Source organism: Saccharothrix carnea (genome assembly GCF_003014735.1).
Lineage (GTDB): Bacteria > Actinomycetota > Actinomycetes > Mycobacteriales > Pseudonocardiaceae > Actinosynnema > Actinosynnema carneum.
In genome coordinates this window covers 44,155-69,417 of record NZ_PYAX01000001.1, presented here as the reverse complement: position 1 = coordinate 69,417, position 25,263 = coordinate 44,155, and the positions used below count along the sequence as shown (strand labels likewise).

Annotated in this window: 23 protein-coding genes and 2 pseudogenes; 14 read left to right on the top strand and 11 right to left on the bottom strand. The window is 72.3% G+C overall.

Features of this window, described 5'->3' with window-relative positions:
- Window positions 1–93: 93 nt before the first annotated feature.
- A pseudogene (locus B0I31_RS40270) lies at window positions 94–255 on the top strand (DUF6218 family protein); the annotation flags it as partial.
- A gap of 67 nt (window positions 256–322) precedes the next feature.
- Here the strand turns inward: B0I31_RS40270 and B0I31_RS00335 are convergent.
- On the bottom strand, window positions 323–523 hold the full coding sequence (locus B0I31_RS00335; protein ID WP_106613936.1) for a cold-shock protein: 201 nt from the start codon (window positions 521–523) through the stop codon (window positions 323–325).
- Between the two features lie 420 nt (window positions 524–943).
- On the opposite strand from B0I31_RS00335, the gene B0I31_RS40260 reads away from it, so the two are divergent.
- On the top strand, window positions 944–1,096 hold the full coding sequence (locus tag B0I31_RS40260) for a hypothetical protein (RefSeq protein WP_181319918.1): 153 nt from the start codon (window positions 944–946) through the stop codon (window positions 1,094–1,096).
- Between the two features lie 117 nt (window positions 1,097–1,213).
- Here B0I31_RS40260 and B0I31_RS00330 read toward each other — a convergent pair whose 3' ends face one another.
- Entirely contained in the window at window positions 1,214–2,089 is an 876-nt protein-coding gene (locus B0I31_RS00330; protein ID WP_106613287.1) for a dioxygenase family protein, read from the bottom strand.
- Between the two features lie 124 nt (window positions 2,090–2,213).
- The gene (locus tag B0I31_RS00325; RefSeq protein ID WP_181319917.1) at window positions 2,214–3,110 is read right to left on the bottom strand and encodes a helix-turn-helix transcriptional regulator; all 897 of its coding nucleotides are present in this window, start codon (window positions 3,108–3,110) and stop codon (window positions 2,214–2,216) included.
- Between the two features lie 332 nt (window positions 3,111–3,442).
- On the opposite strand from B0I31_RS00325, the pseudogene B0I31_RS00320 reads away from it, so the two are divergent.
- Window positions 3,443–4,123 (top strand): annotated as a pseudogene (locus tag B0I31_RS00320) (ATP-binding cassette domain-containing protein); the annotation flags it as partial.
- A 121-nt stretch (window positions 4,124–4,244) separates the two neighbouring features.
- Here B0I31_RS00320 and B0I31_RS00315 read toward each other — a convergent pair.
- The gene (locus tag B0I31_RS00315; RefSeq protein WP_106613934.1) at window positions 4,245–5,723 is read right to left on the bottom strand and encodes an AAA family ATPase; all 1,479 of its coding nucleotides are present in this window, start codon (window positions 5,721–5,723) and stop codon (window positions 4,245–4,247) included.
- Window positions 5,724–5,879: 156 nt separating this feature from the next.
- On the opposite strand from B0I31_RS00315, the gene B0I31_RS00310 reads away from it, so the two are divergent.
- The 4 genes from B0I31_RS00310 to B0I31_RS00295 are packed head-to-tail and all read left to right on the top strand — an operon-like array spanning window position 5,880 to window position 10,627.
- Window positions 5,880–7,520, top strand: coding sequence for a phosphorothioated DNA-binding restriction endonuclease family protein (locus B0I31_RS00310; RefSeq protein WP_146173696.1), 1,641 nt, complete (start codon window positions 5,880–5,882; stop codon window positions 7,518–7,520).
- Between the two features lie 9 nt (window positions 7,521–7,529).
- Complete coding sequence (gene recQ, locus B0I31_RS00305) at window positions 7,530–9,332, top strand: DNA helicase RecQ (RefSeq protein ID WP_106613285.1); 1,803 nt, start codon at window positions 7,530–7,532, stop codon at window positions 9,330–9,332.
- Window positions 9,329–10,126 (top strand): pentapeptide repeat-containing protein, encoded by a 798-nt coding sequence (locus tag B0I31_RS00300; RefSeq protein WP_106613284.1) that lies wholly within the window; start codon window positions 9,329–9,331, stop codon window positions 10,124–10,126. The genes recQ and B0I31_RS00300 overlap by 4 nt, the downstream gene beginning before the upstream one ends.
- Before the next feature lie 60 nt (window positions 10,127–10,186).
- Window positions 10,187–10,627, top strand: coding sequence for a hypothetical protein (locus B0I31_RS00295; RefSeq protein ID WP_219910565.1), 441 nt, complete (start codon window positions 10,187–10,189; stop codon window positions 10,625–10,627).
- Here the strand turns inward: B0I31_RS00295 and B0I31_RS00290 are convergent.
- Both B0I31_RS00290 and B0I31_RS00285 read right to left on the bottom strand, forming a co-directional pair.
- Window positions 10,593–12,593, bottom strand: coding sequence for an NACHT domain-containing protein (locus B0I31_RS00290; protein WP_106613282.1), 2,001 nt, complete (start codon window positions 12,591–12,593; stop codon window positions 10,593–10,595). The genes B0I31_RS00295 and B0I31_RS00290 overlap by 35 nt on opposite strands.
- Window positions 12,594–12,721: 128 nt before the next feature.
- Window positions 12,722–13,522 (bottom strand): alpha/beta fold hydrolase, encoded by an 801-nt coding sequence (locus B0I31_RS00285; RefSeq protein WP_106613281.1) that lies wholly within the window; start codon window positions 13,520–13,522, stop codon window positions 12,722–12,724.
- A gap of 92 nt (window positions 13,523–13,614) precedes the next feature.
- On the opposite strand from B0I31_RS00285, the gene B0I31_RS00280 reads away from it, so the two are divergent.
- Both B0I31_RS00280 and B0I31_RS00275 read left to right on the top strand, forming a co-directional pair.
- Window positions 13,615–13,998 carry a RidA family protein gene (locus tag B0I31_RS00280; protein WP_106613280.1) on the top strand — a complete coding sequence of 128 codons (384 nt, stop codon included), beginning with the start codon at window positions 13,615–13,617 and terminating at the stop codon, window positions 13,996–13,998.
- A gap of 70 nt (window positions 13,999–14,068) precedes the next feature.
- On the top strand, window positions 14,069–15,265 hold the full coding sequence (locus B0I31_RS00275; protein ID WP_106613279.1) for an MFS transporter: 1,197 nt from the start codon (window positions 14,069–14,071) through the stop codon (window positions 15,263–15,265).
- Here the strand turns inward: B0I31_RS00275 and B0I31_RS00270 are convergent, their stop codons facing one another.
- Window positions 15,266–15,685, bottom strand: a complete 420-nt coding sequence (locus B0I31_RS00270; protein ID WP_106613278.1) for a CoA-binding protein — start codon at window positions 15,683–15,685, stop codon at window positions 15,266–15,268.
- Between the two features lie 90 nt (window positions 15,686–15,775).
- Here B0I31_RS00270 and B0I31_RS00265 point away from each other — a divergent pair, with 90 nt between their 5' ends.
- Window positions 15,776–17,068, top strand: a complete 1,293-nt coding sequence (locus B0I31_RS00265; protein ID WP_106613277.1) for a PI-PLC domain-containing protein — start codon at window positions 15,776–15,778, stop codon at window positions 17,066–17,068.
- On the opposite strand, the gene B0I31_RS00260 is transcribed toward B0I31_RS00265, so the two are convergent.
- Genes B0I31_RS00260 through B0I31_RS00245 form a run of 4 tightly spaced genes read right to left on the bottom strand, consistent with a single transcriptional unit; the run spans window position 17,065 to window position 21,189 of the window.
- Window positions 17,065–17,886, bottom strand: a complete 822-nt coding sequence (locus B0I31_RS00260) for a S1 family peptidase (protein WP_219910564.1) — start codon at window positions 17,884–17,886, stop codon at window positions 17,065–17,067. The two genes, B0I31_RS00265 and B0I31_RS00260, sit on opposite strands and share 4 nt — an antisense overlap.
- 59 nt (window positions 17,887–17,945) lie before the next feature.
- Window positions 17,946–19,016, bottom strand: coding sequence for a CaiB/BaiF CoA transferase family protein (locus B0I31_RS00255; protein ID WP_106613275.1), 1,071 nt, complete (start codon window positions 19,014–19,016; stop codon window positions 17,946–17,948).
- A 50-nt stretch (window positions 19,017–19,066) separates the two neighbouring features.
- On the bottom strand, window positions 19,067–19,576 hold the full coding sequence (locus B0I31_RS00250) for a DinB family protein (RefSeq protein WP_106613933.1): 510 nt from the start codon (window positions 19,574–19,576) through the stop codon (window positions 19,067–19,069).
- Window positions 19,577–19,605: 29 nt separating this feature from the next.
- Window positions 19,606–21,189, bottom strand: a complete 1,584-nt coding sequence (locus B0I31_RS00245) for a thiamine pyrophosphate-binding protein (protein WP_106613274.1) — start codon at window positions 21,187–21,189, stop codon at window positions 19,606–19,608.
- A 63-nt stretch (window positions 21,190–21,252) separates the two neighbouring features.
- On the opposite strand from B0I31_RS00245, the gene B0I31_RS00240 reads away from it, so the two are divergent.
- The 4 genes from B0I31_RS00240 to B0I31_RS00225 all read left to right on the top strand — a co-directional run bounded on the left by B0I31_RS00240 (window position 21,253) and on the right by B0I31_RS00225 (window position 25,262).
- A complete protein-coding gene (locus B0I31_RS00240; RefSeq protein ID WP_219910563.1) occupies window positions 21,253–21,843 on the top strand; it encodes a hypothetical protein in 591 nt (196 codons plus the stop codon).
- Window positions 21,844–22,033: 190 nt separating this feature from the next.
- Window positions 22,034–22,996, top strand: a complete 963-nt coding sequence (locus B0I31_RS00235; RefSeq protein WP_106613273.1) for a hypothetical protein — start codon at window positions 22,034–22,036, stop codon at window positions 22,994–22,996.
- A gap of 206 nt (window positions 22,997–23,202) precedes the next feature.
- A complete protein-coding gene (locus B0I31_RS00230) occupies window positions 23,203–23,808 on the top strand; it encodes an ANTAR domain-containing response regulator (protein ID WP_053718528.1) in 606 nt (201 codons plus the stop codon).
- A gap of 278 nt (window positions 23,809–24,086) precedes the next feature.
- Window positions 24,087–25,262, top strand: coding sequence for a branched-chain amino acid ABC transporter substrate-binding protein (locus tag B0I31_RS00225; RefSeq protein WP_245949558.1), 1,176 nt, complete (start codon window positions 24,087–24,089; stop codon window positions 25,260–25,262).
- Window position 25,263 lies beyond the last annotated feature (1 nt).

Genomic DNA, 25,263 nt, shown 5'->3' with positions numbered 1-25,263 from the left:
ACGACCCGGCGATCACTCGGTCCATTGTGGAGTGATGGATATCCTTCCGTGGCGCTGGAATTTACGCCGTACGGGTGACGTGTCACTGCCGATGCCCTGCTGACCGGCCGGATGGCGGGGTGGGTCGTGCGGCGGTGGCGGGAGACCGCGGGCGCGCTCGGGCGGCGTGACTACCTGCGGACGTCGTTCGGCGAGCCCGCGGTGCTCGCGCCCCCGTGGGAGAAGCGCCTGGCGGATGCGTACCGGCCCGCGTGACGGGTGGGGAAAGCCGACGCCCCTCGGCTCCGGGGGGAACCGAGGGGCGCGGGGGTGGTGCGTGGGGTCAGAGGGCGCGGACGCCGACTGCCTGCGGGCCCTTGGGGCCCTGGTTGACGTCGAACTCGACGCGCTGGTTCTCCTCGAGGCTGCGGTAGCCGTTGCCCTCGATCTCGGAGTAGTGGACGAACACGTCCGGGCCGTCCTCGCGGGCGAGGAAGCCGAAGCCCTTCTCCGAGTTGAACCACTTCACGGTGCCCTGAGTCATGATCTTCTCCTTGGCGGTGCTGGACGGCGCCCCGGTCGGGGCTCCGGGTCGGATTTCAGACGACGACTTCTCCAGCTTGTCCGGCAAGGCAAAGAAAGAGCTTCGTCCGCAACATCATTCCCGCGAAACTTCGATGGAAACACGGACACAAAATTGACGACCACCCGGTACAACCCCGTGGTGGCCGGTTTCGTTCCCCGCGGTGGCCCAAGTCACCCGGTCGGGGCGGGGAGGTGTCGCCGGGCCGCCACGCGGGAAGTACGAATGCTGTGGCGGTCACCGCACCGCGACGTGTACCGTGGGCCGCATCGGGGCGTTCTTTGTCTACGAACCCCGAATACCCTCGCGCCGTGCGGGGAACTCCGGACCGGCATCGCCGACCGTGAGCACGCACCGGACGCGAAGAAAGTCGGAAAACACATGTCATCAACGTACGAAGAGCTGTTCAGCCACCCGGACACGGACCGGCCCGAGGACGCGAGCGGACCGCGCCGCGACGAGCAGCGCTCCTACACCGACCTGTTCCGCGAGCCGGTCGACGTGCCGCCGCAGAACTCCGGTGGCACCGCCTGACCAGGCCGGTTCACCGGTACGACCGCTCGACCTCCGGCGCCGCGGTGTGCGCCACGCGGGAAACCCCTCGGTGCCTCCGCACACCGAGGGGCTCCCTTCGCGGGCGTCAGGCCGCGGTCACTCCGCGCGCCACAGCGCGGGCACGTTCGGTGGTTCCCAGCCCCGCTGGGCGAGGTGCCCCTGCAAGCACACGTACCCGACGCCGTTGTAGGTGACGGTCGCGCCGATCGCGTAGTTCGTGCCCGCCGCCCACGTGCCGCCGCCCGGCGACGACGGGGTGGTGGTCGTGGAGGTCGGCCGCGTGGTGGTGCTCTGCGGCACGTTCAGCACGAAGTCGAACTTCGCCTCACGGCCACCGCCGACGTTGCGCACCTCCATCAGCAGCCGCGGGTCGAAGATGCTGTCGGTGTTGTTGCGCGGCTCGCCCGGGAAGTACAGCTGCGTGGTGAGCACCGGTCGCCCGGGTGCCTGCACCTTCACGTGGATGTGCCTGGTGCGGCCCGGGTAGAGGCCGGGCACGATCGTGGTCAGCGTGAACGTGCCGTCCGGGTTGGTGAACTGGTGGCCGCGGAACCGGTAGCCCGAGTTGTCGTACACGCCGTTGACGTCGGCCTGCCAGAAGTCCATCAGCACGTTGCCGAGCGGCAGGCACGCCAGGCCGAACACGTAGCCGGTGACGGTGAGCCTCGTGCCCGGCGTGCCCGCGTCGACCAGCGACGTGCGGCGCGGCGAGTTCGGCTTGAAGTACGGTCCCTCGGTCTGCGGCGGTGTCGGGTCGTCGCCGTCGTCGCACGCCGGGGTCAGCTCCAGCGGACCGCCGTTCGCGCCGATCGTGCGGGCCAGCGCGGGCACGCCCATCATGGCCACCGGCAGCGCGACCCCCGCGGCGACCGCGGCGCGCAGCACCGTCTTGCGGCTGAGGTGGCGGGCGTCCGTCCCGTCGCCGAGGGGTTCCTCGGTCGTGCCGCGGTCGCCGTCCGTGGATGCGTCCATGCCTTGCTCCTCGTGGGGCTTCGGTTCGGGATTCACCACGAAGCTACGGACGCGAGCCGGACCTGGACGATGGACTGACACCGTCGTTCGTGGTGATCCTCGCGGTCGCCGTTGCCGCTCGGGCTCACTGTGAACGAACCGCCGCGCGGCGGAACCCGCCGGGGCTCACGCCGGTCTCGCGGCGGAAGAAGCGGCAGAAGTAGGCGGGATCGTCGAACCCGACCCGGTGCGCCACCTGCCGCACGGTCAGCTCCGTCTTCGCCAGCAGCCGCTGCGCCTCCTGCGTGCGTGCCTCCCGGACCAGCTGCGACGGCGTGCGCCCGGTCGCCGCCTTCACCGCCTCGGTCAGGTAGCCGGGGGTGACGCCGATCCGTTCCGCGTACGCCCGCACGGACCACAGCCGGTGGTCGGTGCGGGCGGCCAACCGGACGAACTCCTCGGCCACCGCGCCGGGCCGGGCGGGCGGCGCGGCGGCCGGTGTCGCGGGAAGCCGGGCCACGCGCACGACGAGCACGTGCAGCAGCGCCCGCAGCACCGTCTCCACGCCCGCCTCGCCGCGCCGGTACTCGTCGTGCAGGTCGGCGATCGTCCGGCCGATCCGGGCGTGCGCGTGCTCGTCCAGGGTCAGCCAGGGCCGTGCGCTCAACCGGCGCAGCAGTTCGCGGTCGGCGGGGTGGTCGAGCAGGAAGTCGTCGGTGAACAGCAGCACCGACCCCTGCAGGTCGCGGGCGTCGTCCCAGTGGTGCACCTGGCCGGGCGCGATCACGCACAGGTGCGGCGGGCGCAGTTCCCAGCGGGCCAGGTCGACCACGTGCGTGCCGCTGCCGCCGGTGACGTGCACGATCTCGTGGAACGTGTGCCGGTGCGGGAACGACGCGCGCGACATCGGCCCGATCGAGTCGAACGTGCCGACCGCGAACGGCAGCGCGTCGGGCACCGGCACCTCCAGCCGGTGCAGGGGCAGCTCGCCCTCGCGTGCCGCCCGGCAGGGCGTTCCCGGTAACACGGTGGTGCCGCGCATCGCCTACCGTCCCCTCTCCGGTGAAGGTCCAGACCAATGTTGTCCTACACCATGGCACGTGCCAGCCACGCTCGGTAAGCGCTTCCAGGCGTTCTGTCGATCGCCGGCCTCCCGATCGCTCTCCGTGGCGCCTGCGGTCTAGACCGTTACAACGTTGTATCAACGATGTAGAACGGACCCGCCCTTGAAGAGTGACACCGCTCACTCACACCCGGATCGAGGAGGCACGATGTCCCTGCCTGCCCGCGTCGGCGTCGCGGTGGTCGCGACCACCGCCCTGCTGACCTCCTGCACCAGCCGTGAAGCCGCACCGTCCGCGCAGAGCACCGGCGGCGCTGGCGCGCGCGGTCGCCGCGGACGCGCACGTCGTCATCATGGACGAGCCCACGTCCTCGTTGGAGCCGCGCGAGGTCGAGACGATGTTCTCGGTCATCGAGCGGCTGCACGGGCGCGGCGTGGCGATCGTGTACGTCAGCCACCGGATGGACGAGCTGTACCGGATCTGCGACCGGGTCACCGTGCTGCGGGACGGGCGGCACGTGCACACCGGGCCGCTGGCGGACCTGCCGTGGATCGAGCTGGTGTCGATGATGCTGCGCCGCAGCGTCGGCGACATCCGCGTGCACGGCGCGACGGCGTTCAGCGAGGAGCACCACGCGGGCGCGGATCCGTTGCTGCGCGCGGAGGACCTCACCAGCGGACGTCGGCTGGCGGGCGTGTCGGTGTCGATCCGGCCCGGTGAGGTCGTCGGCCTGGCCGGGCTGCTCGGCTCCGGCCGCACGGAGACCGCGCGGGCGATCATCGGCGCGCTGCCGCTGGACTCCGGCACGGTCCTGCTCGGCGGTCGGGAGCTCAAGCGCGACGTCGGCGCGTCCGTGCGCGCGGGGGTGAGCATGCTCGCCGAGGACCGCAAGGCGGAGGGGATCGTGCCGAACCTGTCCGTGCGGGAGAACATCGTGCTCGCCGCCCTGCCCCGGCTGTCCCGCTTCGGCGTGGTCAGCCGGGCGCGGCAACTACCAGTCGGTGGTGAGCGGCGCGTTCCTGCTCGTGGTGGTCGTGCTGCAACGCACCCTGGCGGCACGCGGCGGCCAGCGCGGTGGGGCGCGACCGTTCGCGCGGTCGCGCCCCACCGGTTCACCACGAATAGCGGTAGCGCGTCACGTGCGGTTCCAGCCCCGGTTGCGGCAGGCCCGGTCCGCCGGGGCCGCCCCGCGGACCGTCCGAGCCGCCGAGCAGGACCCCGGTGAGCGAGGCCCGTTCGCCTGCCATGGCCCGTGCCACGTCGGCGAGCTCGTCACCCACCACCGGCACGCCGCCCGCGCCGTCCGCCCGCACCGCGTTCAGCACGGCCCGCCGCAGCAGTTCCTTGATGAACGACGCCGTGACGCCCTCGGTCGCCTCCACCACCGGGTCCAGGTCGGCGCGCAGGTCCACGCCGCGGCCGTACAGCTCGATCAGCCTGCGGCGGCCGTCCGCGTCCGGGCGGGGCACCTCGATGGCCAGGTCGACGCGTCCCGGCCGGTCGGCCAGCGCGCGTTCCAGCTCGTCGGCCCGGTTCGTGGTGAGCACGAACGTGACGTCCGCGTCCGCGCCGACCCCGTCCATCGCGTCGAGCAGCGTGAACAGCAGCGGGTTCGTGGGTCCGTTCGCGAAGCCGCGGTCCATCGCCACCAGGTCCACGTCCTCCACGACGACCATCGACGGCTGCAACCGCCGGGCCAACGCCGCCGCCTGCCCGATCAGCCGCATCGCCTGGCCGGTCAGCAGGATCACCGTGCAGTTCTGCAGCCGGCTCATCAGGTAGCGGACGGTGTGCGTCTTGCCGGTGCCGGGCGGGCCGTGCAGCAGCAGCCCGCGCTTGAGGTGCTGTCCCGCCGCGAGCAGCCGTTCGGAGTGCTCGGCGATGCCGATCACGTGCTCCTCGATCGAGTCGAGCACGCCGTCCGGCAGCACCACGTCATCGGCGTCGAGCGTCGGCCGGGGCAGGAAGGTCACCAGCTCGTTGCCCCGGTGCTCGCTCACCCCGAACGCCAGCACCTGCCGCCGGAACACGTCGTGCTCCCGCATCAACCGCTCGATCTCCGCGCCGACCGCCCGTGCCGCCGCGCGGTCCGCCGCGAGCACCTCCAACCGGCTGGCCGGCGGCCCGTAGTCGTTCGGCCCGCGGATGCCCACCAGCACGGGCGTGCCATCGGGCGCGGTCGTCGGCACCAGCCCGAGCTGCACGACCTCCACGCTGTCCTGCGGCCCCACCGCCGCCGTCGCGTAATCCGCCGACCCGAGCCCGTACCCGACCGAGTGCCGTGCGGCGATGAGCATCCCCATGATGTCCTCGTGGCCGCGGTGCTGCCCACCGACCCCGAACCACTGGGCCTCCGGCGTGCGCTCCGCCAGGTACGCCTCGACACCGCGGTGCAGGTTGACGTGCTCCCACGTCTCGAACCTCGTCGCGACCGACAGCACCTCCGCCAACTCGCACCCGAGGTGATCACGGACGCGCGCGATCAACGGCGCCGCCTCACCGTCCTGCTCCACGAGGTTCGCGGTCAACTGCATGAGCCGCCGCAAACTGCCTGCCAACGCCTTCGCCTCGTCCCCGGAGAGTTCCCCCACGGCCTCCACCCCCTCATCCCCATAATCACGCACCGGAGCGGTCTTGTCGCCCATCCGTCACAGACGGCCCAGGGAAGGGCGGCGAATGGACGCGGCTCTTGGCCAGGGGTCCAGGTCTTCCGCATTTCACCCCATCAGGTCTGGCACGGTGGGGTGGTGCGAGTGGTGGACGAGGCCGGTGGCGAGTTGAACGCGGACTTCTCGGTGGAGGCGGACGGTGGGCGGCTCGCGGTGGTGCTGGAGAGTGCCGGCGGGCAGACGGCGGATGGTCGTGGGGCGCGGAACGCTCATTACCGGCCCGCGTTGGAAGTGCTGCTGAGCAGGCTCGCGGAGCGGGACGCGGTGCTGGTCGACGCGTTGGTGGACTCGTCCCGGGTCCGTGACCTGGCCGAGGACGAGCGCAGGGTGCTCCAGGAGCCCGTGTGGCTCGGCCGGGGTGTCGACGTGTCCGCCCTGCGGCAGCGGCTCACCAGTGGGCAGGGGCGCATCGGGCAGCGGCCGGGTGCGAGGAAGGCCGGCAACAACAGCAAGCGGTTGCGGTTGCGGGTCGAGGTGCCCGGGTACCGGCCCGCGGACGCCGAGCGGCTCAAGCGGGACATCGCGTGGCCCCGGACGCGGCTCGAAGAGCGGTTCCGCGTGCCCGACCTGCTCGCCGTGCTGGAGAACTCGGCCGCGCACCGGCAGAAGGGTGAGGTCACGCAGCCCTTGGTGCTGACGTGGGCGCTCGGGCAGCTGGAGGCCGGTCACGACCGGTTGTTCGAGTGGGCCGAGTTCTGGCCGCCGGTCGCGGAGCTGTTGCGGGAGTTCGGGCGCACCAGCGCGGTGCCCCGGGACCTGTTCTGGCAGCTCCGGTCCGCCGAAGCGCTGTGGGAGACGCACGGCTCGACCGAGGAACCCACGACGGCGGACGGGTCGGCGCGGGCCGGGTTCACCGAGCAGGCCGCCGCGCTGCTGGCCGATCCGGCTGTGCGGGCGCAGGCGGCCGAGGTGTTGCGGGTCACCTACCTCGCCGAGGTCGACCACCGGGCGCTGTGGCGGCGGGTCGGCCTGCCGGTCGCCGAGCCGCCGCGGGCGCTCGACGTGCTGCGCGGGCTCATCGGCACCGAGTTGCCGACGTCGTCCGGCCAGGCTGTCGAGGTGGTCGGGGTCGGCGCGTCGACCGGCCTGGTCGCCACCGGAGGCGGAACCGTCGAGATCGCGGTGGACGACCTCCAGGCCGCGCTCGACCGGCTCACGGAGGACGGTGCGGTGACCGCCGCCGGGGGTGGGGTGCTGTCGGCCGTGCTCGGCACGGTGGCCGGTGCGGTCGTCGAGGACGGGCAGGTCGTGCTCGGGAACGACCGCGACCGGCGCGACAAGCACTTCGCCGAGCTGGACGGCCGGGTGGTCGCGAAGTACCGCAAGGAGCAGGGCGAACTGCGGAAGGTGCTGGTCGGGGACGCGGCGGAGGCGCCGTGCGCGCTGTGCGGCCGGGTGTTCCCGGTCGCGCTGCTGGTCGCGGCGCACATCAAGCGTCGGGCGGTGTGCGATGACGACGAGCGCAACGACCTGCGCAACGTCGCGATGCTCGCGTGCTCGTTCGGCTGCGACCGCCTCTTCGAGCTGGGCCACGTCGCGGTGGACGACGACGGGACGGTGCTCGTCGCCTCCACCGGAGGGTCGCTCGACCTGCACCTGGAGCACCTGAAAGGCCGCGTCACGGACGCCTTCCACGAGCGGTCGGCGGGGTACTTCCGGTGGCATCGCCGCACCGTGTTCCAGGGTCGGACCGCGGGGAGTGTCGGAGGGGTCCGTTAGGATCGCGCGATGGCTTCGCAAGAGGTGCTGCGAAGGGTCTTCGGGTACGAGTCCTTCCGCGGGGACCAGCAGGACATCGTCGACCACGTCGTCTCGGGCGGGGACGCGTTGGTGCTCATGCCCACCGGGGGCGGGAAGTCGCTGTGCTACCAGATCCCCTCCCTGGTGCGCGAGGGCACCGGTGTGGTGATCTCGCCCCTGATCGCGTTGATGCAGGACCAGGTGGACGCGCTGCGGGACCTCGGCGTGCGCGCCGGGTTCCTCAACTCGACCCAGTTCCCCGACGAGCGCGCCCTGGTCGAGGCCGAGTTCCTGGCCGGTGAGCTGGACCTGCTCTACCTCGCACCCGAACGCCTGCGCACCGAGCAGACCACCCGGCTGCTGGAGCGCGGCAGGATCGCCCTGTTCGCCATCGACGAGGCGCACTGCGTCTCCCAGTGGGGCCACGACTTCCGGCCCGAGTACCTGGCGCTGTCGCACCTGCACGAGCGGTGGCCGGAGGTGCCCCGGGTGGCGCTCACCGCGACCGCCACCCCGGCCACGCACGCCGAGATCGCCGAGCGCCTCAACCTCGGCGCCGCGAAGCACTTCGTCGCCAGCTTCGACCGCCCGAACATCCAGTACCGGATCGTGCCCAAGAACGAGCCGAAGAAGCAGTTGCTGGAACTGCTGCGCACCGAGCACCAGGGCGACGCGGGCATCGTCTACTGCCTGTCGCGCAACTCGGTGGACAAGACCGCCGAGTTCCTCACCCAGAACGGCATCCCGGCGCTGCCCTACCACGCGGGCCTGGACGCGGGCGTCCGCTCGCGCAACCAGTCGCGGTTCCTGCGCGAGGACGGCCTGGTGATGGTCGCCACCATCGCGTTCGGCATGGGCATCGACAAGCCGGACGTGAGGTTCGTCGCGCACCTGGACCTGCCGAAGTCCGTGGAGGGCTACTACCAGGAGACGGGCCGCGCGGGCCGGGACGGGCTGCCGTCCACCGCGTGGCTGGCGTACGGCCTGCAGGACGTCGTCCAGCAGCGCAAGATGATCGACGACTCCGAGGGCGACCAGCAGCACCGGCGCAAGCTCATGGCGCACCTCGACGCGATGCTGGCGCTGTGCGAGACGGTCGAGTGCCGCCGCGTGCGGCTGCTCGACTACTTCGGCCAGTCCTCCACGCCGTGCGGCAACTGCGACACGTGCCTGGCGCCGCCGGAGACGTGGGACGGCACGGTGGCCGCGCAGAAGGTGCTGTCCACCGTGGTGCGGCTGCGCAACGAACGGCGGCAGAAGTTCGGCGCGGGCCAGACGATCGACATCCTGCTCGGCCGCAAGACCGCGAAGGTCATCCAGCACGACCACGACCAGCTGAAGGTCTTCGGCATCGGCACCGAGCTGAACGAGAGCGGCTGGCGCGGCGTGATCCGCCAACTGCTCGCGCAGGGCCTGCTCGCGGTCGAGGGCGAGTACTCCACGCTCGTCCTCACGCCCGCCTCCGACGAGGTGCTCTACCAGGGTCGCCAGGTGGCGATGCGCCGTGAGCCGGAACGCCTGGCCAAGGTCAAGACCGCCAAGGCGGCGAAGAACGCGCCGGTGGACCTGCCCGCCGAGGCCGCGCCGGTGTTCGAGAAGCTGCGCGTGTGGCGCACGGCGCAGGCGCGGGAGCAGGGCGTCCCGCCCTACATCATCTTCAACGACGCCACGTTGCGGCAGATCGCGGCGACCACGCCGACCACGTTGGACGAGCTGAGCGCGATCAGCGGCGTCGGCGAGAACAAGCTCGCCAAGTACGGTCAGCAGATCCTGGACACGTTGAGCGCATGAACGACCTCCGCGCCGACTGCACGCGCTGCTTCGCCCTGTGCTGCGTGGTGCCCGCGTTCGCCGTGTCGGTCGACTTCGCGATCGACAAACCGGCGCGCACGCCGTGCCCGAACCTGCGCGACGACTTCCGCTGCGGCATCCACACCGAGCTGCGGGACACCGGTTTCACCGGCTGCACGGTGTACGACTGCTTCGGCGCGGGCCAGCAGGTGGCGCAGGTGACCTTCGGCGGCACGAGCTGGCGGGACGACCCGGCGTCCGCGCGAACCATGTTCGACGTCTTCCCGGTCATGCGGCAGCTGCACGAACTGCTCTGGTACCTCACCGAGGCGCTGGACCTGGAACCCGCCCGCGCGCTGCACCCCGAGGCACGTGACCTGAAGAAGACGATCGAGGCGCTCACGACCGGCACCCCCGAGGAGCTGCTGGAGCTGGACGTCGGCCCGCACTGGCAGCGCGCGAACGCCCTGCTGCTGCGGGCCAGCGAGCTGACCAGGGGCAAGGGCAAGAACCGGCGCGGCGCGGACCTGATCGGCAAGGACCTCAAGGGCGCGAACCTGCGGGCGTCCAACCTGCGCGGCGCTTACCTGATCGGCGCCAAGCTGACCAACGCGGACCTGAGGCTGGTCGACTTCATCGGCGCGGACCTGCGCGGCGCGGACCTGTCCGGCGCGAACCTCACCGGCAGCTTCTTCCTCACCCAGGCCCAGGTGGACGCCGCCCGGGGCGACGGGGCGACGAAGCTGCCGAAGTCGGTGACCCGCCCGGCGCACTGGGTACGTCGACAGGCGTAGGCGCGCGAGCCGCTGTCGGGCCGACGCGGTGACGGTGCACGGCGGGCCACGCTGTGCGCCATGAGACCGAAGGCACGCAAGACGTGGCTGCTGCTGCACGTCATCACCTCCGTGGGCTGGCTCGGCGTCACGGTCGGCATGCTCGTGCTGGCGCTGGCGGCGTTCGACGCGCCGCAGCTCTACCAGGCCATGGAACTGCTCGGCGACCTCGTGGTGCTGCCGCTGGCGTTGGGTGCCCTGGCCACCGGCGTGGTGCTGTCCCTGGGCACGAAGTGGGGCCTGGTGAAGCACAAGTGGGTGCTGGTGAAGTTCGTGCTGACCGTCGTCGCCGTGGTCGCCACGACGTTCTCGCTGCGCTCGGGCCTGCACGAGGCGGCGGACGGGGTCGCGGCGGCGGGCGGTGACGTGCTGGCGGCGGCGTGCGTGTCGCTGGCGCTCTACACGTTCAACACCGTGCTGTCGGTGTTCAAGCCCTGGGGCCGGACCCGGTGGGCGCGCTGAGCGCGGCACGCCGGTGCTCGACGCTCGCCGCCAGCTCCGCCGGGTCGCACTCGGCGAGGTGGTCGCGGACCACGTCGTGCGGGAACCGGTGCTCGTCGACCAGCAGCACCCGGTCCCGGGCGGACTGCAGGACCGCCTTGCGCCGCAACGGGAACTCGTCCAGCGCGAGCGGCCGGGCCAGCAGCTCGGCCACGAGGTGGAACGGCCGGTTCAAGATCGGCGTGACGGCCAGCCCGACCAGCACCCCGGTCACCGCGCCCAACGCCGAAGGCCGCACGCCCGCGCCCGCGAGCGCCGCCAGGCCGACCCCGGCCGCGCCCGCCGCCGGCAGCCAGCGCAACCCGGTGGCCGGCCGCACCCGCAGCCCCGACCACACCTCCCGCAGCCCGCCGACGAACGCGCCCGCCACGGCGCCCGCGCCGAGCCCGATCCCCAGTCCCGCCACCACCTCCGCCGGACCCACCACGGCCATCACCCCGATGGGCACGAGTTCGCACGCCACCGCCAGGTAGCGGTCACGGGTGGTGCCGTACGCGACGACCAACGAGACCACGACGACCACGCCGAACCCCACCGCCCACGGCCACCGCGCGATCTGCGTGCCGATCACCCCGCCGAGCAGGGCCACCCCGCCCGTCACCACCGCCCCGGCCACGAAACCCGTTGCGGCCCAGAGGTTTCCCCGCCGCGGGTCACCGCGCGTCACCCGGAAGGTGCTGTGCGGCACCAGCACCGTCGCCACGGCGGCGACCCCGGCCGCCACCAGCCCCAGCCGCAGGCCCACCACGAAGCACAAGGCCGCCGCCGCACCCGCCAACGCACCCGGCGCGGCCCGCCGGAACATCCGCCACACCACCTCGGGGCCGACGAAGTCCAGCCACACGTGCCGCGCGGGCAGCCGCGACCGCGCCACCAGGTCGCGCTTGCGCCGCGCGATGCGGGCCAGGAACCGCAACGCGCGCACCGTCCGCTCCGGACGCACCGCACCCCGTGCCGCGGACTCGACCACGTAGGTGTCCAGCACGCCCCGGTACTCCGCCCGCCCGGCCCGGTACGCCAGGGCCAGCAGGCCGAACGCGAGCGGCGTGCGCAGCTCGTCCCACAGGTCCGGGTTCTTCTCCAGCTCGTCGTGCAGGCCGTCCAGGCGCGGGCCGCACGCGGCGATCAGCTCCTGCACCACGGTGCGGGACAACGGTTCCACCGGCACGACGTCGTAGCGGGGCAGGTGCTCGTGCTCGTCGCTCGCGGTGCACAGCACGACCTGCGGCACGTTCAACGCGGTGATCCACGCCAGGCACTCGACCCGGTCGGCGGGCGCCAGGTCGTCCAGCCCGTCGAACAGCAGCACGAGGTTGCGCTCCCGCAGCCACGCCCGGCCGACCCGCGGCGCGATCCGGTACCGGTCGGCGAGCACACCCAGTAGCCACCGGCCGAAATCGTCGTCACGCCGCCACCCGCCGAGGTCCACCACCACCGGTATCGGCCGCACCGGGTCGAGCGCGGCCCGCGCGAGCAGCGCCTCGGCCAGCTCCAGCAGCAACGTCGTCTTGCCCGCGCCCGGCTCGCCGGTCACCACGACGGGGTTGCGCAGGCGCGTCGACAGGCGCGGCCCGACCCGCGGCACGACGCCGAGCTTGAGCCGCAGCTGCTCGGCCAGCGACCCGTCCACCCGGTCCCGCACGTACCGCTCCACCCGGTCCAGCGCCACCCGCCGGTTCGCCGGGTGCGCCGGACGTCTTCGCACCAGCAGCGCGCCGAGCCGATCCCACGCCGCCAGGCACGCGGTGAGCGCGGACAGCACGACCAGCGCCGGCCACAGCCACCGCGCGTGCGGGCCGAGGACGGGCAGCGCCGAACCGCCGGTGGCGGCGTTGATCGCGACGGGCACGAGCACGAGACCCGTGACGCCGCCGACCGCGATCAGGGCGACCAGCCGGGTGGTGCGGCCGAGTCGTCGCGCGTCCATGTGCCCTCCCACCAGGTCGCGATCGACGGTAACGGCGTTCGCGACGCGGGGGTAGGCGGGTTAGCGTGGTCAGCCGGTCACCGTCGGTGGTCATCCACCTCCACCAACGGCGGCTGCGGCCAACCGGTTCAGCCCTTGAGGAAGTCCACCAGGAGCCGGTTGACCGCGGCCGGCTGTTCGAGGAAGCCGAAGTGGCCCGCGTCGGCCACCTCCTCGTAGCGCGCGCCCGGGATGGCGTCGGCCACCTCGCGGGCCAGGTGCGGCGGCAGCACGCGGTCGTCGGCGAAACCCACCACCAGGCACGGCACGGAGATGGCGCGGTAGGCGGCGAGCCGGTTGTCGAACTCGTTCATCTCCATCTGCGCGCGCACGCCCTTGCTCACCGCCGACCCGGTGTACTCGAACACGTCCAGCCAGTCCCGCACGCCCACCTGGTCGCGCAGCGTCGCGGGCGACAGGTTCAGCACCGCGTTCACCGCCGCGTAGTACCGCGGTGGCAGCGTGATCCCTTGGTCGTGCAGCGCGCGCTCACCTTGGGACAGCGCGTTCTGCACGGCGTCGTTGCGGCCCGCGGTGGCCAGCATCACGGCCTTCGACACCAGGTCCGGCCGGGCCAGCGCGAGTTCCTGCGTGACCCTCGCGCCCATGGACGTGCCGACGACGTGCGCCCGGCCGCCGAGCTCGGAGATCAACGCCGCGACGTCGCCGACCAGGTCCTCGATGACCATCCCGGACGCGCACTCGTCCGTCGGCGGGATGCCCCGGTTGTCCACGGTCGCCACCCGGAAACCGGCCTTGCGCAGCGCGGGCACCTGGTGCGCGTGCCACACCCGCCCCGGGCTGCCGGTGCCCATCACCAGGACGACGAGATCGCCGTCGCCCTCCACCTGGTAGCTGAGGTTGATCCCGTTGAGCGCGACGACCGGCATGGCCCGGGAGGTTACCGACCGGCCCCGCACGACGGCCATCACCGCGCCGAAACCACTGCGGGCGCGGCGTGGGCGGCACATAGGGTGACGCCATGAGGCGAGCGATCCTGTCCGGTTCCACGTTCGAAGAGCAGATCGGCTACGCGCGTGCGGTGGTCGACGGCGACTGGGTGCACGTCTCCGGCACGACCGGGTTCGACTACACCACCATGACCATCTCCGACGACGTGGTGGCGCAGGCCGAGCAGTGCCTGGCCAACATCGGCGCGGCGCTGGCCGAGGCGGAGAGCGGTTTCGCCGACGTGGTGCGGGTGACGTACTACCTGCCCGACGCCGAGGACTTCGAGCCGTGCTGGCCGGTGCTGCGCGCGGCGTTCGCCGAGGTCCGCCCGGCCGCGACGATGCTGGTGTGCGGCCTGGCCGACCCGCGGATGCGCATCGAGATCGAGGTGACGGCTCGTCGCCAGGCCCGCTAGCGCGGTGTGTGTCCCGGCTCACGCCACTGTGGGTTGAAAGTGACACCGGTGTCAGGTTCGACCATGCGGTATGCGCATCACCGCTGCTCGAACCGACACCGTGCCACGCACGGGAAAGCTGCCGCTGCGGCCGCTGCTCGCACTGGCCACGGCCGCGTTCACCACCGTCCTGACCGAGGCGCTGCCCGCCGGCGTGCTGCGCGGGATGAGCGCCGGCCTCGGCGTGAGCGAGTCCGCGACCGGCCAACTCGTCACCGTCTACGCGATCGGCACGGTCGCGGCGGCGATCCCGCTGTCCGCCGTCACGTCCACCTGGCCGCGCAAGCGCTTGCTCCTGGCCGGGGTCGCGGGTTTCGCGGTCGCCAACACCGTCACCGCCGTGTCGTCGCACTTCCCGCTCACCCTGGCCGCCCGGTTCGTCGCCGGGGTGGCCGCGGGCGTGGTGTGGGCGCTGCTGGCCGGGTACGCCCGCGGGGTCGCGCCCGACCACCTGCGCGGCAAGGCCACCGCGCTGGTCATGGCAGGCATCCCGGTGGCGTTGTCGCTCGGCGTGCCCGCGGGCACGTTCCTCGGCAACGCACTCGGCTGGCGTGCCGCGTTCTGGGCGATGACGGCGCTGGCGGTCGTGCTGATCGCCTGGACGGTGGCGGTGGTGCCGGACCGACCCGGCCAACCGCGCGGCGGTCGCGTCCCGGTCGCGCGGACCCTGGCCCTGCCCGGTGTGGTGCCGGTGATGGTCGTGACGCTGGTGTTCGTGCTCGCGCACACGATCCTCTACACCTACATCGCCGCGTACCTGGCGCGGCTCGGCCTGGCCGACCGGGTCGACGCGGTGCTGCTCGTGTTCGGCGTGGCGTCGGTGGCGGGCATCTGGGTCGTGGGCGCGCACATCGACCGCCGGCTGCGCGCGTTGATGATCGGTGCCGCCGTGCTGTTCGCGGTCGCGGTCACCGTGCTGGCCGCCGACCTGGCCGCCGCGCCCCTGGTCTACGTCGCGGTCGCGTTGTGGGGCCTGGGGTTCGGCGGTGTGCCGACGCTGCTGACCACGGCGGCCGGTGACGCGGGCGGCGAGGCGGCGGACTCCGCGCAGGCCCTGCTGGTCACGTTGTGGAACGCGGCCATGGCGGGCGGCGGCGTGGCGGGCGGGCTGCTGCTCGACGGGTTCGGCGCGGGTTCGTTGCCGTGGAGCGCGCTGGTGCTCCTCGTGCCCGCCCTGACCGTGGTCGTCGCCGCCCGCTCGCACGGCTTCCCGGCGGTCCGGCGGTGATCAGCGCGGCCCGTGCTCGGCCCACTCGATGGCGGGGCAGCGGTCCATGACGACGTCCAGCCCGGCGGCCGTGGCGCGCTCGTAGGCCTCCTCGTCGATGACGTCGAGCTGGAACCACACCGCCTTGGCGCCGATCCGCACGGCCTCGTCGGCGAACGCGCCCGCCGCCTCGGACCGGCGGAACACGTCCACCACGTCGACCGGGAACGGGATGTCGGCCAGCGTCGCGTAGCCCTGCTCGCCGTGCACGGTCGGCGCGTCCGGGTGCACGGGCACGATCCGCTTGCCGCGCTGCTGGAGGAACTTCGCCACACCGTAGGCGGCGCGGTGCGGGTGGTCGGCCAGGCCCACCACGGCCCACGTGCCGCCCTCGGCGAGGACGCGGCGGATCTTGTCGGGGTCACCCCAGGGTTCGGTCATGGCACCAGCGTAGGACGGGCTGACGTGAAGGGATTTCGCGTTTACTCTGTGGACTGCCCGCCGCCGCGGAGCCTCCGAGAGGACTTCTTGATGCGCGCCACCCGATCAGCCCTGATCGCCACGCTCGTCACCTCCCTGATCGCCACCGCCGCCGCACCGCTCACCGCCCGAGCCGCGCCCGCTGACGGCGTCTACTACGTGCAAAGCGTCACCACGGGCCTGAACGCCGGCGTCTCGGGCACGTCCGTGCTCCAACGCCGGCCGAAGGGCGACGAGGACCGCCAGCAGTGGGCGCTGGCCGGTCGCACGCTGCGCGAAGGCACCCAGTGCCTGGGCCGCCAGGGCGACCAGGCCGTGGTGCTGCCCTGCGACAGCACGGACGCCCAGTGGGACGTGCTGCCGGACGGTGACCGGTTCCGGCTCAAGGTGCCCGGCGCCGACCGCTACCTGATCGCGTCCGGCACGGACCAGGTGCGGATCGGGGCCGGGGCCGACCGCTGGTACCTCACCCCGGTGTCACCCCAGCGGGTGCCCGCGCCGCCGGAGGGTGAGCGGCGGCTGGACCAGGTCACCTTCCTCACCGCGCACAACGCCTACGCCAACGGCGTGGACGGCGGCTTCGCCCCGCCGTTCGTCAACCTCGCCCCGAACCAGGCGCGCGGCCTCGAACAGCAGCTCGGGGACGGTGTGCGCGGGTTCCAGCTGGACGTCCACCAGACCCCGGACGGCGCGATCCTGTGCCACAACAGCTGCACGTGGGTCAGCCGCCCGGTCGCGCTGTGGGTCGACGTGCAGCGAATCGTGGACTTCCTCAAGCGCAACCCGACCGAGTTCGTCACGATCTTCCTGGAGGACTACGTCTCCGCCGAGGTGCTGCGCGCCGAACTGAGCCGCGTCACGGGCCTGGCCGATGTCCTGTTCCGCCCGGACCAGGCGGGCGTGCGGACGAACGGCTGGCCCACGCTGAACACCCTGCGCGCCACCGGCAAGCGCCTGATGATCTTCACCGACCACAGCCGTGCCGGCGACACCGTGCCGCGCGACAGCTTCGGCGTGATGTACCAGCCGGAGTGGACGGTGGAGAACCACTGGTCGATGGGCTCGGGCCTGGGCGCCTCGGACTGGTCCTGCCACAGCCGCTGGAGCACGCCACTCACCCGCACCGAACCCGGCTTCCGCCCGCTGTTCGTGATGAACCACTTCCGCGACGTCCCCTTCACCGGCACCGCGACCACGGACAACGGCAAACTCACCGACCGCGCCCGCCGTTTCTGCGAACCCGCCGCCCGCAAGACCCCGACCTACCTGGCCGTCGACCACTACCACCTCGGCAACCCGATGGCGGCCGTCCAGGCACTGTCCGCCGAACGCTTCCAGCCCTAGGCCGCCGGTTTCTGCAGCCCGCAACCGGGGGCGGTCAGGTCCACCCGGCCGCCTCCGGTCAGGCACGGCACGATCTGGTACGTCTGCTGCGCGTACCCGATGCCCTGGCGCACGGTCACCTCACCGGTCTCGTCCACCTCGCACGGGTTGTTGTCGGTGCACCGCTCGCCGTCCTCGTTGCCGGTGTTGTTGACCGCCACCACCTTGCCGGTGGCCACGTCCACCACGGGAGAGCCGGACGTGCCGCCCCTGGTGCGGCAGTCCTCGGTGTAGCGCATCGAGTCCTTCCAGCTCCACCGGCCCTCGCGCAGCTCGTGCACGTAACCGTCCACCTCGCACGAGTAGATGTGCCGCCAGTAGCCGGACACCACGCCGATGTCGATGCCGGTGCCGGGGTGCTCCGCCGCCAACTCCAACGCCCGGCCGCCCATCGCCTCGACCTCGCCGTAGGTGGCGGTGACCCGGAACAGGGCGACGTCGGTGCCGGTCATCGTGGCGTAGACCAGGGTGTCCGCGCGCAGCTTGCCGAGCTCGTCCTCGCCGTTGCCGGCGAGCAGCGTGAACTTCCGGTCCGAAGGCTGGTCGACCACGACCACGCCGGGGTCCATGAACCGCACGCAGTGCCCGTTCGTCATCACCAGCGCCGGGTCGGACGGCTGGTGGGCGGGCGGCCGGACCACCGAGCCCGAGCAGCCGTCCAACGACACGGCGCCGCTGAAGTCGACCTCGACACGTGGGGGAGCAGCCGGTGCGGCGTACACGGGTGCGGCGGACACGGACAGCACGAACGCGGCGAGCACCGCGACCAGGTGGCGCATGGACGTTGATCCAATCAGCCGCTGCCGAACGGCGCACGCCCGTTCACCCGCTCGCGTCATCACGGGAGCTTGGGCGGCGGCAGCCGGTACGTCGGCGGGGTCGCGGACAGCCGGATCGGGTTCGCCACCAGCTCCAGCCCGTCGACGTCGGCGGTGGGTCGCAAGCCGAGCGACTCGGCCAGCGCGAACGCACCGGCCAGGTCGTTCACCGGACCGCACGGCACGCCCAGCGGCGTCAGCAGCTCGAACCAGTGCGCCGCCGGACGCGTCCGCAACCGGGCGCCCACCAGCTCCGCCAGCTCCCGCACGTGCGCGACCCGCAGCTCGTTCGTGGCGAACCGCGCGTCCGGCGGCAGGTCCAGCGCTTCACGCAGGCGGGTGAACTGCCGGTCGTTGCCCACGGCCAGCACCACCGGCCGGTCGGCGGTCGGGAACACCTCGTAGGGCGCGATCGACGGGTGCCGGTTGCCCAGCGGACCGGGCACGACCCCGGCCAGCGTGTAGCCGGCGCTCTGGTTGACCATGCTCGACAGCAGCACGGACAGCAGGTCGACCTCCACCAACTGGCCCTCGCCGGTCGCGTCGCGGTGCCGCAGCGCGGCGAGGATGCCCACGGCCGCGTGCATCCCGGTCAGCACGTCCACCAACGCCACGCCGACCTTGGTCGGCTCGTCCGTGCCCGTCACGCTCATCAGCCCGCCGACCGCCTGCACCAGCAGGTCGTAGCCCGGCAGGTGCGCGCCCCGGCCCGCGCCGAACCCCGTCACCGAGCAGTAGACGAGCCGTTCGTGCTCCTCGGACAGCGTCTCGTAGTCCAGCCCGAACTTCCGCATGGTGCCCGGCCGGAAGTTCTCCACCAGCACGTCCGCGCCCAGCGCCAGCTCACGCGCCGCCGCACGGCCCTCCGCCGTGGCCAGGTCCAGCACCCGCGAGCGCTTGTTCCGGTTCACCGAGAGGAAGTACGTGGCCTCGCCGCGCGCGTGCGGCGGACCCCAGGCCCGCGTCTCGTCACCACGCGGGTGCTCGACCTTGACCACCTCGGCACCGAGGTCGGCCAGCACCATCGTCGCGTACGGCGCGGCCAGCACCCGCCCGAAGTCCGCGATCACGACCCCGTCCAACGCGCCCACGCCGACCTCCCGATCCCACCAGCCCGACCGCCTCGACCCGTGCCACCGGGTTACTCGCCCTTCTCCCCGTCCGCCAGCTCGCGCAGGAAGTCCAGGTGGCCGACGTGCCTGCCGGTCTCCTGCACCAGGTGGGCGAGGACCCAGCGCACGGTCCGCCCCTTGCCGTCGTGGTCGCCGCGCGTCAGGTCGTCCGGGCCGAGCCCGCGCAGCGCGTCGGCCGACCGCTCCCACTCGGCGCGGTACTCGGCGATGACCGACTCGACCGTGTCACCCTCGTGCAAGCGCCACGACGCGTCCGCGTCCTCACCCCACAGCGACGGCAGCTCCACGCCACCCGCCTCGATCGACAACCACCACCGCTCGACCGCCGTCAGGTGCCGCAGCACGCCGAGCGCGCTCACCACCGGTGACGTCGGGATCGGCGTGGCCGAGGCGTCCTCCCAGCTCAGGCCCTCCACCTTCGACACGGCCGTCAGGCGCAGGAAGGTCAGGAACTCGGTCATCAACCGCAGCTCGTCGTGAGCGTCCGCCGCGGGCCACACGCGTTGATTCGAACTCATGTTCGACACCCTAGGGGATCCGGGACGCGCTACGCCGCCCGATACCAGCGCGGCGACGTGTTGACCGGTGGTTTCAGCGCCGCCGCGCGCACCACGAGCACGTTCGGCCCGGACCGCGCGGCGTAGTCGTCCAGCCGGGACCGGAAGTCCCGGCCGAAACCGTCCACATCGGACGCCTCGACACCGAAGCTGCGGGCCAGCGCGACGAAGTCCGGCGACCGCAGGTCCACACCGAACGGCTCGTGCCCGGCCCGCACCTGGTCGTGCCGCAGCATCCCGTACCCGCCGTCGTCCACCAGCACCACGGTCACCGGCAGCTGCTCCTGCGCGGCGGTGGCCAGGTCACCCACGGCGAACAGGAAACCGCCGTCACCGCACACGGCCACCACCCGCCCGGTCACGGCGGCACCCAGCGCGGCGGGGAAGCCGAAGCCGAGCGTGCCCCACCCCACCGGGTACGCCAGGCCGCGGGGCCGGGTGATCCGGCCGAACCCGCCGACCCAGTACCCGGCCACGCACATGTCGGCCACCACCCGGTGACCTTCCAGCGCCTCCAGCAACGGCACCGCGCGCGGCTCGTCGGCCTCCACCGCCTTGCGCACCAGGTCGTTCAGCTCGGCGACCCGCTCGGCCACGCCGGTGTCCGGCCGCTCGGGCACGGCGGCGGCCAGCGCCGACACCACCATCCGCGCGTCACCGCGCAGCGTCACGTCCGGCCGGTAGTTGCGGATCGCCTCGACGTTGACGTTCAGCAGCCGGGGCGGCGCGGGCTGCCGCCAGTTCTGCGTCATCATCCCGTCGAAGTCGCTGCCCACCCCGATGACCAGGTCGGCCTCGTCCCACAGCGCGCCGACCTCCGGCAGGTGCACGGGACCGTGCACCACGTGCGGGTGGTCGACCAGCCCGCGCGCGCCGTAGGTGGTGACGATCGGCGCGCCGATGCGCGAGGCCAACCCGCCGACCGCCGCACCCGCGCCCGACCGCGCCGCGCCGCCGCCCGCCCAGATCAGCGGTCGTTCGGCAGCCGCCACCAGCTCGACGCCCGCCGTCACGTCCGGCACCGACGGCGCACGGGTCGGGATCCGGTTCCACACGCCCGCGTCGGCGGTGAGGAAGTCGGTCGGCACGCCCAGGTACACCGGTCCCTGCGGGGCGGCGGTGGCCAGCAGCGCGGCGCTGTCGGCGTAGATGCCGACCGACTCGGCCGCCCGCAGCGTCCAGCCGCCCTTCACCACCGGCAGGAACATCGCCCGCTGGTCCCGCGTCTCGTGCAGCGTGCCCCGGTACTCGCCGGGACGGCGCAGCGTGGACGGGATGTCGGTGGCGATCACCAGCACCGGCGACCCCGACGCGTACGCCTCGCCGGTCGCGCCCAGGCAGTTCGCCGCGCCCGGCCCGGTCGTCACCAGCGCGACGCCCAGCCTGCCGGTGGCGCGGGCGTATCCGTCCGCCGCGTACACCGCGGTCTGCTCGTGCCGGACGCCGACCAGCCGGATGCCGGAGGTCCGCAGCGCCTCCCACACGGGCAGGTTGTGCACGCCGGGCAACCCGAACACGACCTCGACGCCGTGCGCGGCCAGCACACCCAGCAACCGCTCCGCCCCGCTCACCATGAGCCAGACGCTAGGGACGCGCGGCCTCGCGGGCAACGTCACCCGGTCGTGTCATCATGCGCCGTGCTCCGATTGTCGCCGGCAGTCCTCGTCGCGCTGCTCGCCGGCTGCACCTCGGCGGTGCCCGGCGCACCGGCTCCCGAACCGGACGGCGTGCAGGCGCGCTGGTGGACCTGGGCCGCGTCCAGCCCGAACAGCCGCAACCCGGTCACCGACGACACCGGCGAGTTCTGCGCGGTGGACCAGCCGGCGGACCTGTGGTTCGTCGCGGGCACGTTCGGCGGCGCGGTGGAGCGCACCTGCGAGGTGCCCGCCGACCGCGAGCTCGTCGGGCCCGTGGTCAACCACACCGCCGACACCGCCGACACCGCGGACGCCTGCGCCGGCACCGCCGAGAACGCCTACGGCGAGGTCACGCTCGACGGGCGACCGCAGGACGTGCGACGCCTCGGGCCGGACCGGATCACGTTCCGCGGCACCGAGGACAACGCGGTGACCGGCGAGCAAGGCACGTTCCGCACCTACGCGTGCGGGCTGTGGGTGCGCATCCCGCCGTTGTCGCCCGGCGAGCACGACCTGCTGATCGACGGCCGCAGCGACGGGTTCCGCACGACCGCCCACTACCGCCTGATCGTGCGGGTGCCGTCGCTGTAGAACCCGTTTTGCTATGGTCGGAACCGGCGTGTGTGGGCAGACGTGAGGCTGGAGCCACTCCCCGGCAACGGGTGGCGTGATCCGCCGCGGGGTGAAGGCACCCCTGCTCACGGGGTATCACCGAAGTCCGTTGAACGACGCGTGACGCGTCCTTGTTGCGCCGAGCCGGGCGGCGGGAGCGAGGACTGCCATGGCGCGATCATCGTTGACCGAACAGCTGGTCGACCTCCGCCGGCGCTACACCGGCGAGAACCTCACCCAGGCCGTGCCCGCGGTGAAGGCCGTGCTGCACGACCTGCCCGACGACCGCCGCGAACGCGTGGTCGACGCCCTGCGCGGCGAGGCCGACGTGCGCGGCCTGTTCCTGCCCGACGCCGAGGAGGACGACCAGCGCGCGCTGGAGTGCGTGCTGCTCAAGGCGGGCATCGACGCGGGCCTGCACCTGCAACTGCGCCCGCCCGCGAGCATGCTGCGCCCGGCGCACGCGTTCCGCACCGTCGAACCGGGCAGGCACCCGCGCGTGCACCTCACCGACCACGCCCTCGGGCCGCTGCTGTACGAGCTGCTGCCGCGCCACGACGACTCGTGGGTGGCGGGCGTGGCCGGGCTGCGCGTCACCCACCACCCGCGCTCGGTGGAGCTGCGGCTGGTCGGGCTGGACGCGGCCGTGCACCTCGCGGGCGTGGACGAGCGGGCCTGGGCGGACGGCATGAAGTACGTGCGCACCCTGCTCAAGGGCCGCGGGCTGAACGCCGCGTTCGTCGACGGCCCGCTCGCCGCCGTCGAGCGCGACCACCTGGCCGAGACGCCGTACCCGACCGGTGTGGGCAGCGCCGTGCTGCGCCGCTACCACCTGTTCAGCGCGGCGCCGTGGGTGCGTGCGCTGGCGCAGGGCGACCGGTGGTGGGTGGAGTGGCCCGCGAGCCTGGGCGTGCCGAAGGTCGCCGACCAGCTGCTGCACCCCGTGTTCGGCCTGCCCGGCGCGGTGGAGACCCCCAGCGCGGGCGGCGGCCTCGGGCTGTCCACCGGCTGGTACGACCTGTTCCTGCGCGAGGTCGACGGACCGGACCCCGAGCACGAGCCCGCACTGGCCGCGATGGAGTGGCCGGAGGGCGTCACGGGCTGGTGGGAACCGCCGCAGGCCGTCAAGTGAGCCGCACCCCCCGGGCGGGTGACACCTGCCCGGGGAGGTGTTCACCCACGGCGTTCGGACCAGCGGAGCCGTCCGAACCGACGAAGTCCTCGCCGGTGGCCGTGATCACGGCCCAAGCGGGCGGACGGCGCGGTGCACGCCGGTAGACTGCGGTTTCGTCCGACGCGACCGCGTCGAGCCGCCGTCAGAGTGTCAGGAGGACCCCGGTGACCCATCAGGCTGCCGAGGCCCAGCCCGAGGTCGCGCCCCGGCGCGTGCTCGTGGCCGAGGACGAAGCCCTCATCCGCCTCGACCTGGTCGAGATGCTGCGCGAAGAGGGGTACGAGGTGGCCGGCCAGGCCGCCGATGGCGACGAGGCGGTCACGCTGGCCACCGAGCTGCGGCCCGACCTGGTGATCATGGACGTGAAGATGCCCAAGGTCGACGGCATCGAGGCCGCGTCGGTGATCGCGGGCAAGCGCATCGCGCCGGTGGTCATCCTCACCGCGTTCAGCCAGCGCGACCTGGTGGAGCGCGCACGTGACGCGGGCGCGATGGCGTACCTGGTCAAGCCGTTCGCCAAGCGCGACCTGGTGCCCGCGATCGAGCTGGCGATGAGCCGGTTCGCGGAGCTGCAGGCGCTGGAGAACGAGGTCGCCGGGCTGACCGAGCGGCTGGAGACGCGCAAGGTCGTCGAGCGCGCCAAGGGATTGCTGATGACCAAGCAGGGTCTGTCGGAGCCCGAGGCATTCCGCTGGGTGCAGCGCACCGCCATGGATCGGCGCACCACCATGAAGGCAGTGGCCGAAGCCGTCATCGAAAACTTCGGCTGAGTATCCCCGCGAGTGATACACGTTCGAGTATCGGACAGTCGGTCTGGTCATTCTCGGTTACTGTTCGCATTGGCGTTGTGACCTGCGGCTATTTGAGCTGGATTTAAGCTTGTTAACGCGGGGGCATTTCCCCGTGACAACCGTCACGATGTGGACACAGAGCAGTAAGACCACCTGTTCACCGAGTTCAACTGAAGCTACGTTCCTGCCCTAACCCACGCCCTCGTGTGAGGGCTCCGCCTACCGGCGGGATGGTTGGTGTCATGGGAGGTATTCCGGTGTCAGGAGCACGACTCGGCCGAGTTCTGGCGCTGGCGGCGGCTACGTCGCTGGTGCTCGCGGCTTGCGCTGGAGGCGGCGGCGGTGGCGAAGCGGGTGGCGACGTCACCTCGGTCAAGATCGGGTTCATGGGTGACCTCACCGGCGAGAACGCGGCGATCGTGATCCCGCCCCGGAACGGGGCCGTGATGGCGGTTGAGGAGTACAACGCCAAGAACCCCAAGGTCAAGATCGAGCTGGTCCAGTACGACAGCCAGGGCAAGGCCGACCAGGCCACTTCGTTGATCACGAAGGCCATCACCCAGGACAAGATCGTGGCCCTCATCGGCCCGGCCTTCTCCGGTGAGTCCAAGGCCATCGGCCAGCAGCTCGAAGAGAGCAAGATCCCCAGCGTCTCGCCTTCGGCCACGAACCCCGGTCTCGCGGAGAACGGCTGGACCTACTGGCACCGCGTCGTCGCGAACGACGCCGACCAGGGCCCCGGCATCGCCGACTTCCTGGTGCAGGCGAAGAGCCCGAAGAAGGCGTTCGTCCTGTCCGACGACCAGGAGTACAGCGTCGGCCTGGCCGACGCCGTCGCCGAGTCGTTCGAGAAGTCGAACGTCACGGTCGAGCGCGACAAGTTCGCCAAGGACGCGTCCGACTACTCCTCCACGGTCACGAAGGTCGCCGCGGCGAACCCCGACGTGATCGTGTTCGGTGGTTACTACGCGCAGGCCGGCCGGCTGCTCAAGCAGCTGCGCGACGGTGGTGTGAAGGCCACGTTCGCCTCCGGTGACGGCTCGCTCGACCAGCAGCTCGTCACCGGCGCGGGCCCGGAGGCGGCCGAGGGCGCCGTCCTCGCCTGCCCGTGCAACATCCCGACGCCCGACGTGACCGGCGCGCTCAAGACGTTCTTCGACAACTACAAGAAGAGCGCCAACGTCGACCCGGCGATCTACGCCACCGAGGGCTACGACGCCGCGACCGCGTTCATCAAGGCCGTCGAGGCGGGCCACACCACCGGCGAGAAGATCAACGAGTTCCTGAAGAGCGTCAGCTTCGAGGGTGCCTCCAAGCCGATCAAGTTCAAGGCCAACGGCGAGCCCGAGAACAACGCGATCTTCATCTACCAGGTCGTCGACGGCAAGGTGAAGCTGCTGGGTGCCGCGGAGGAAGCGAAGCTCGAGGGCTGAT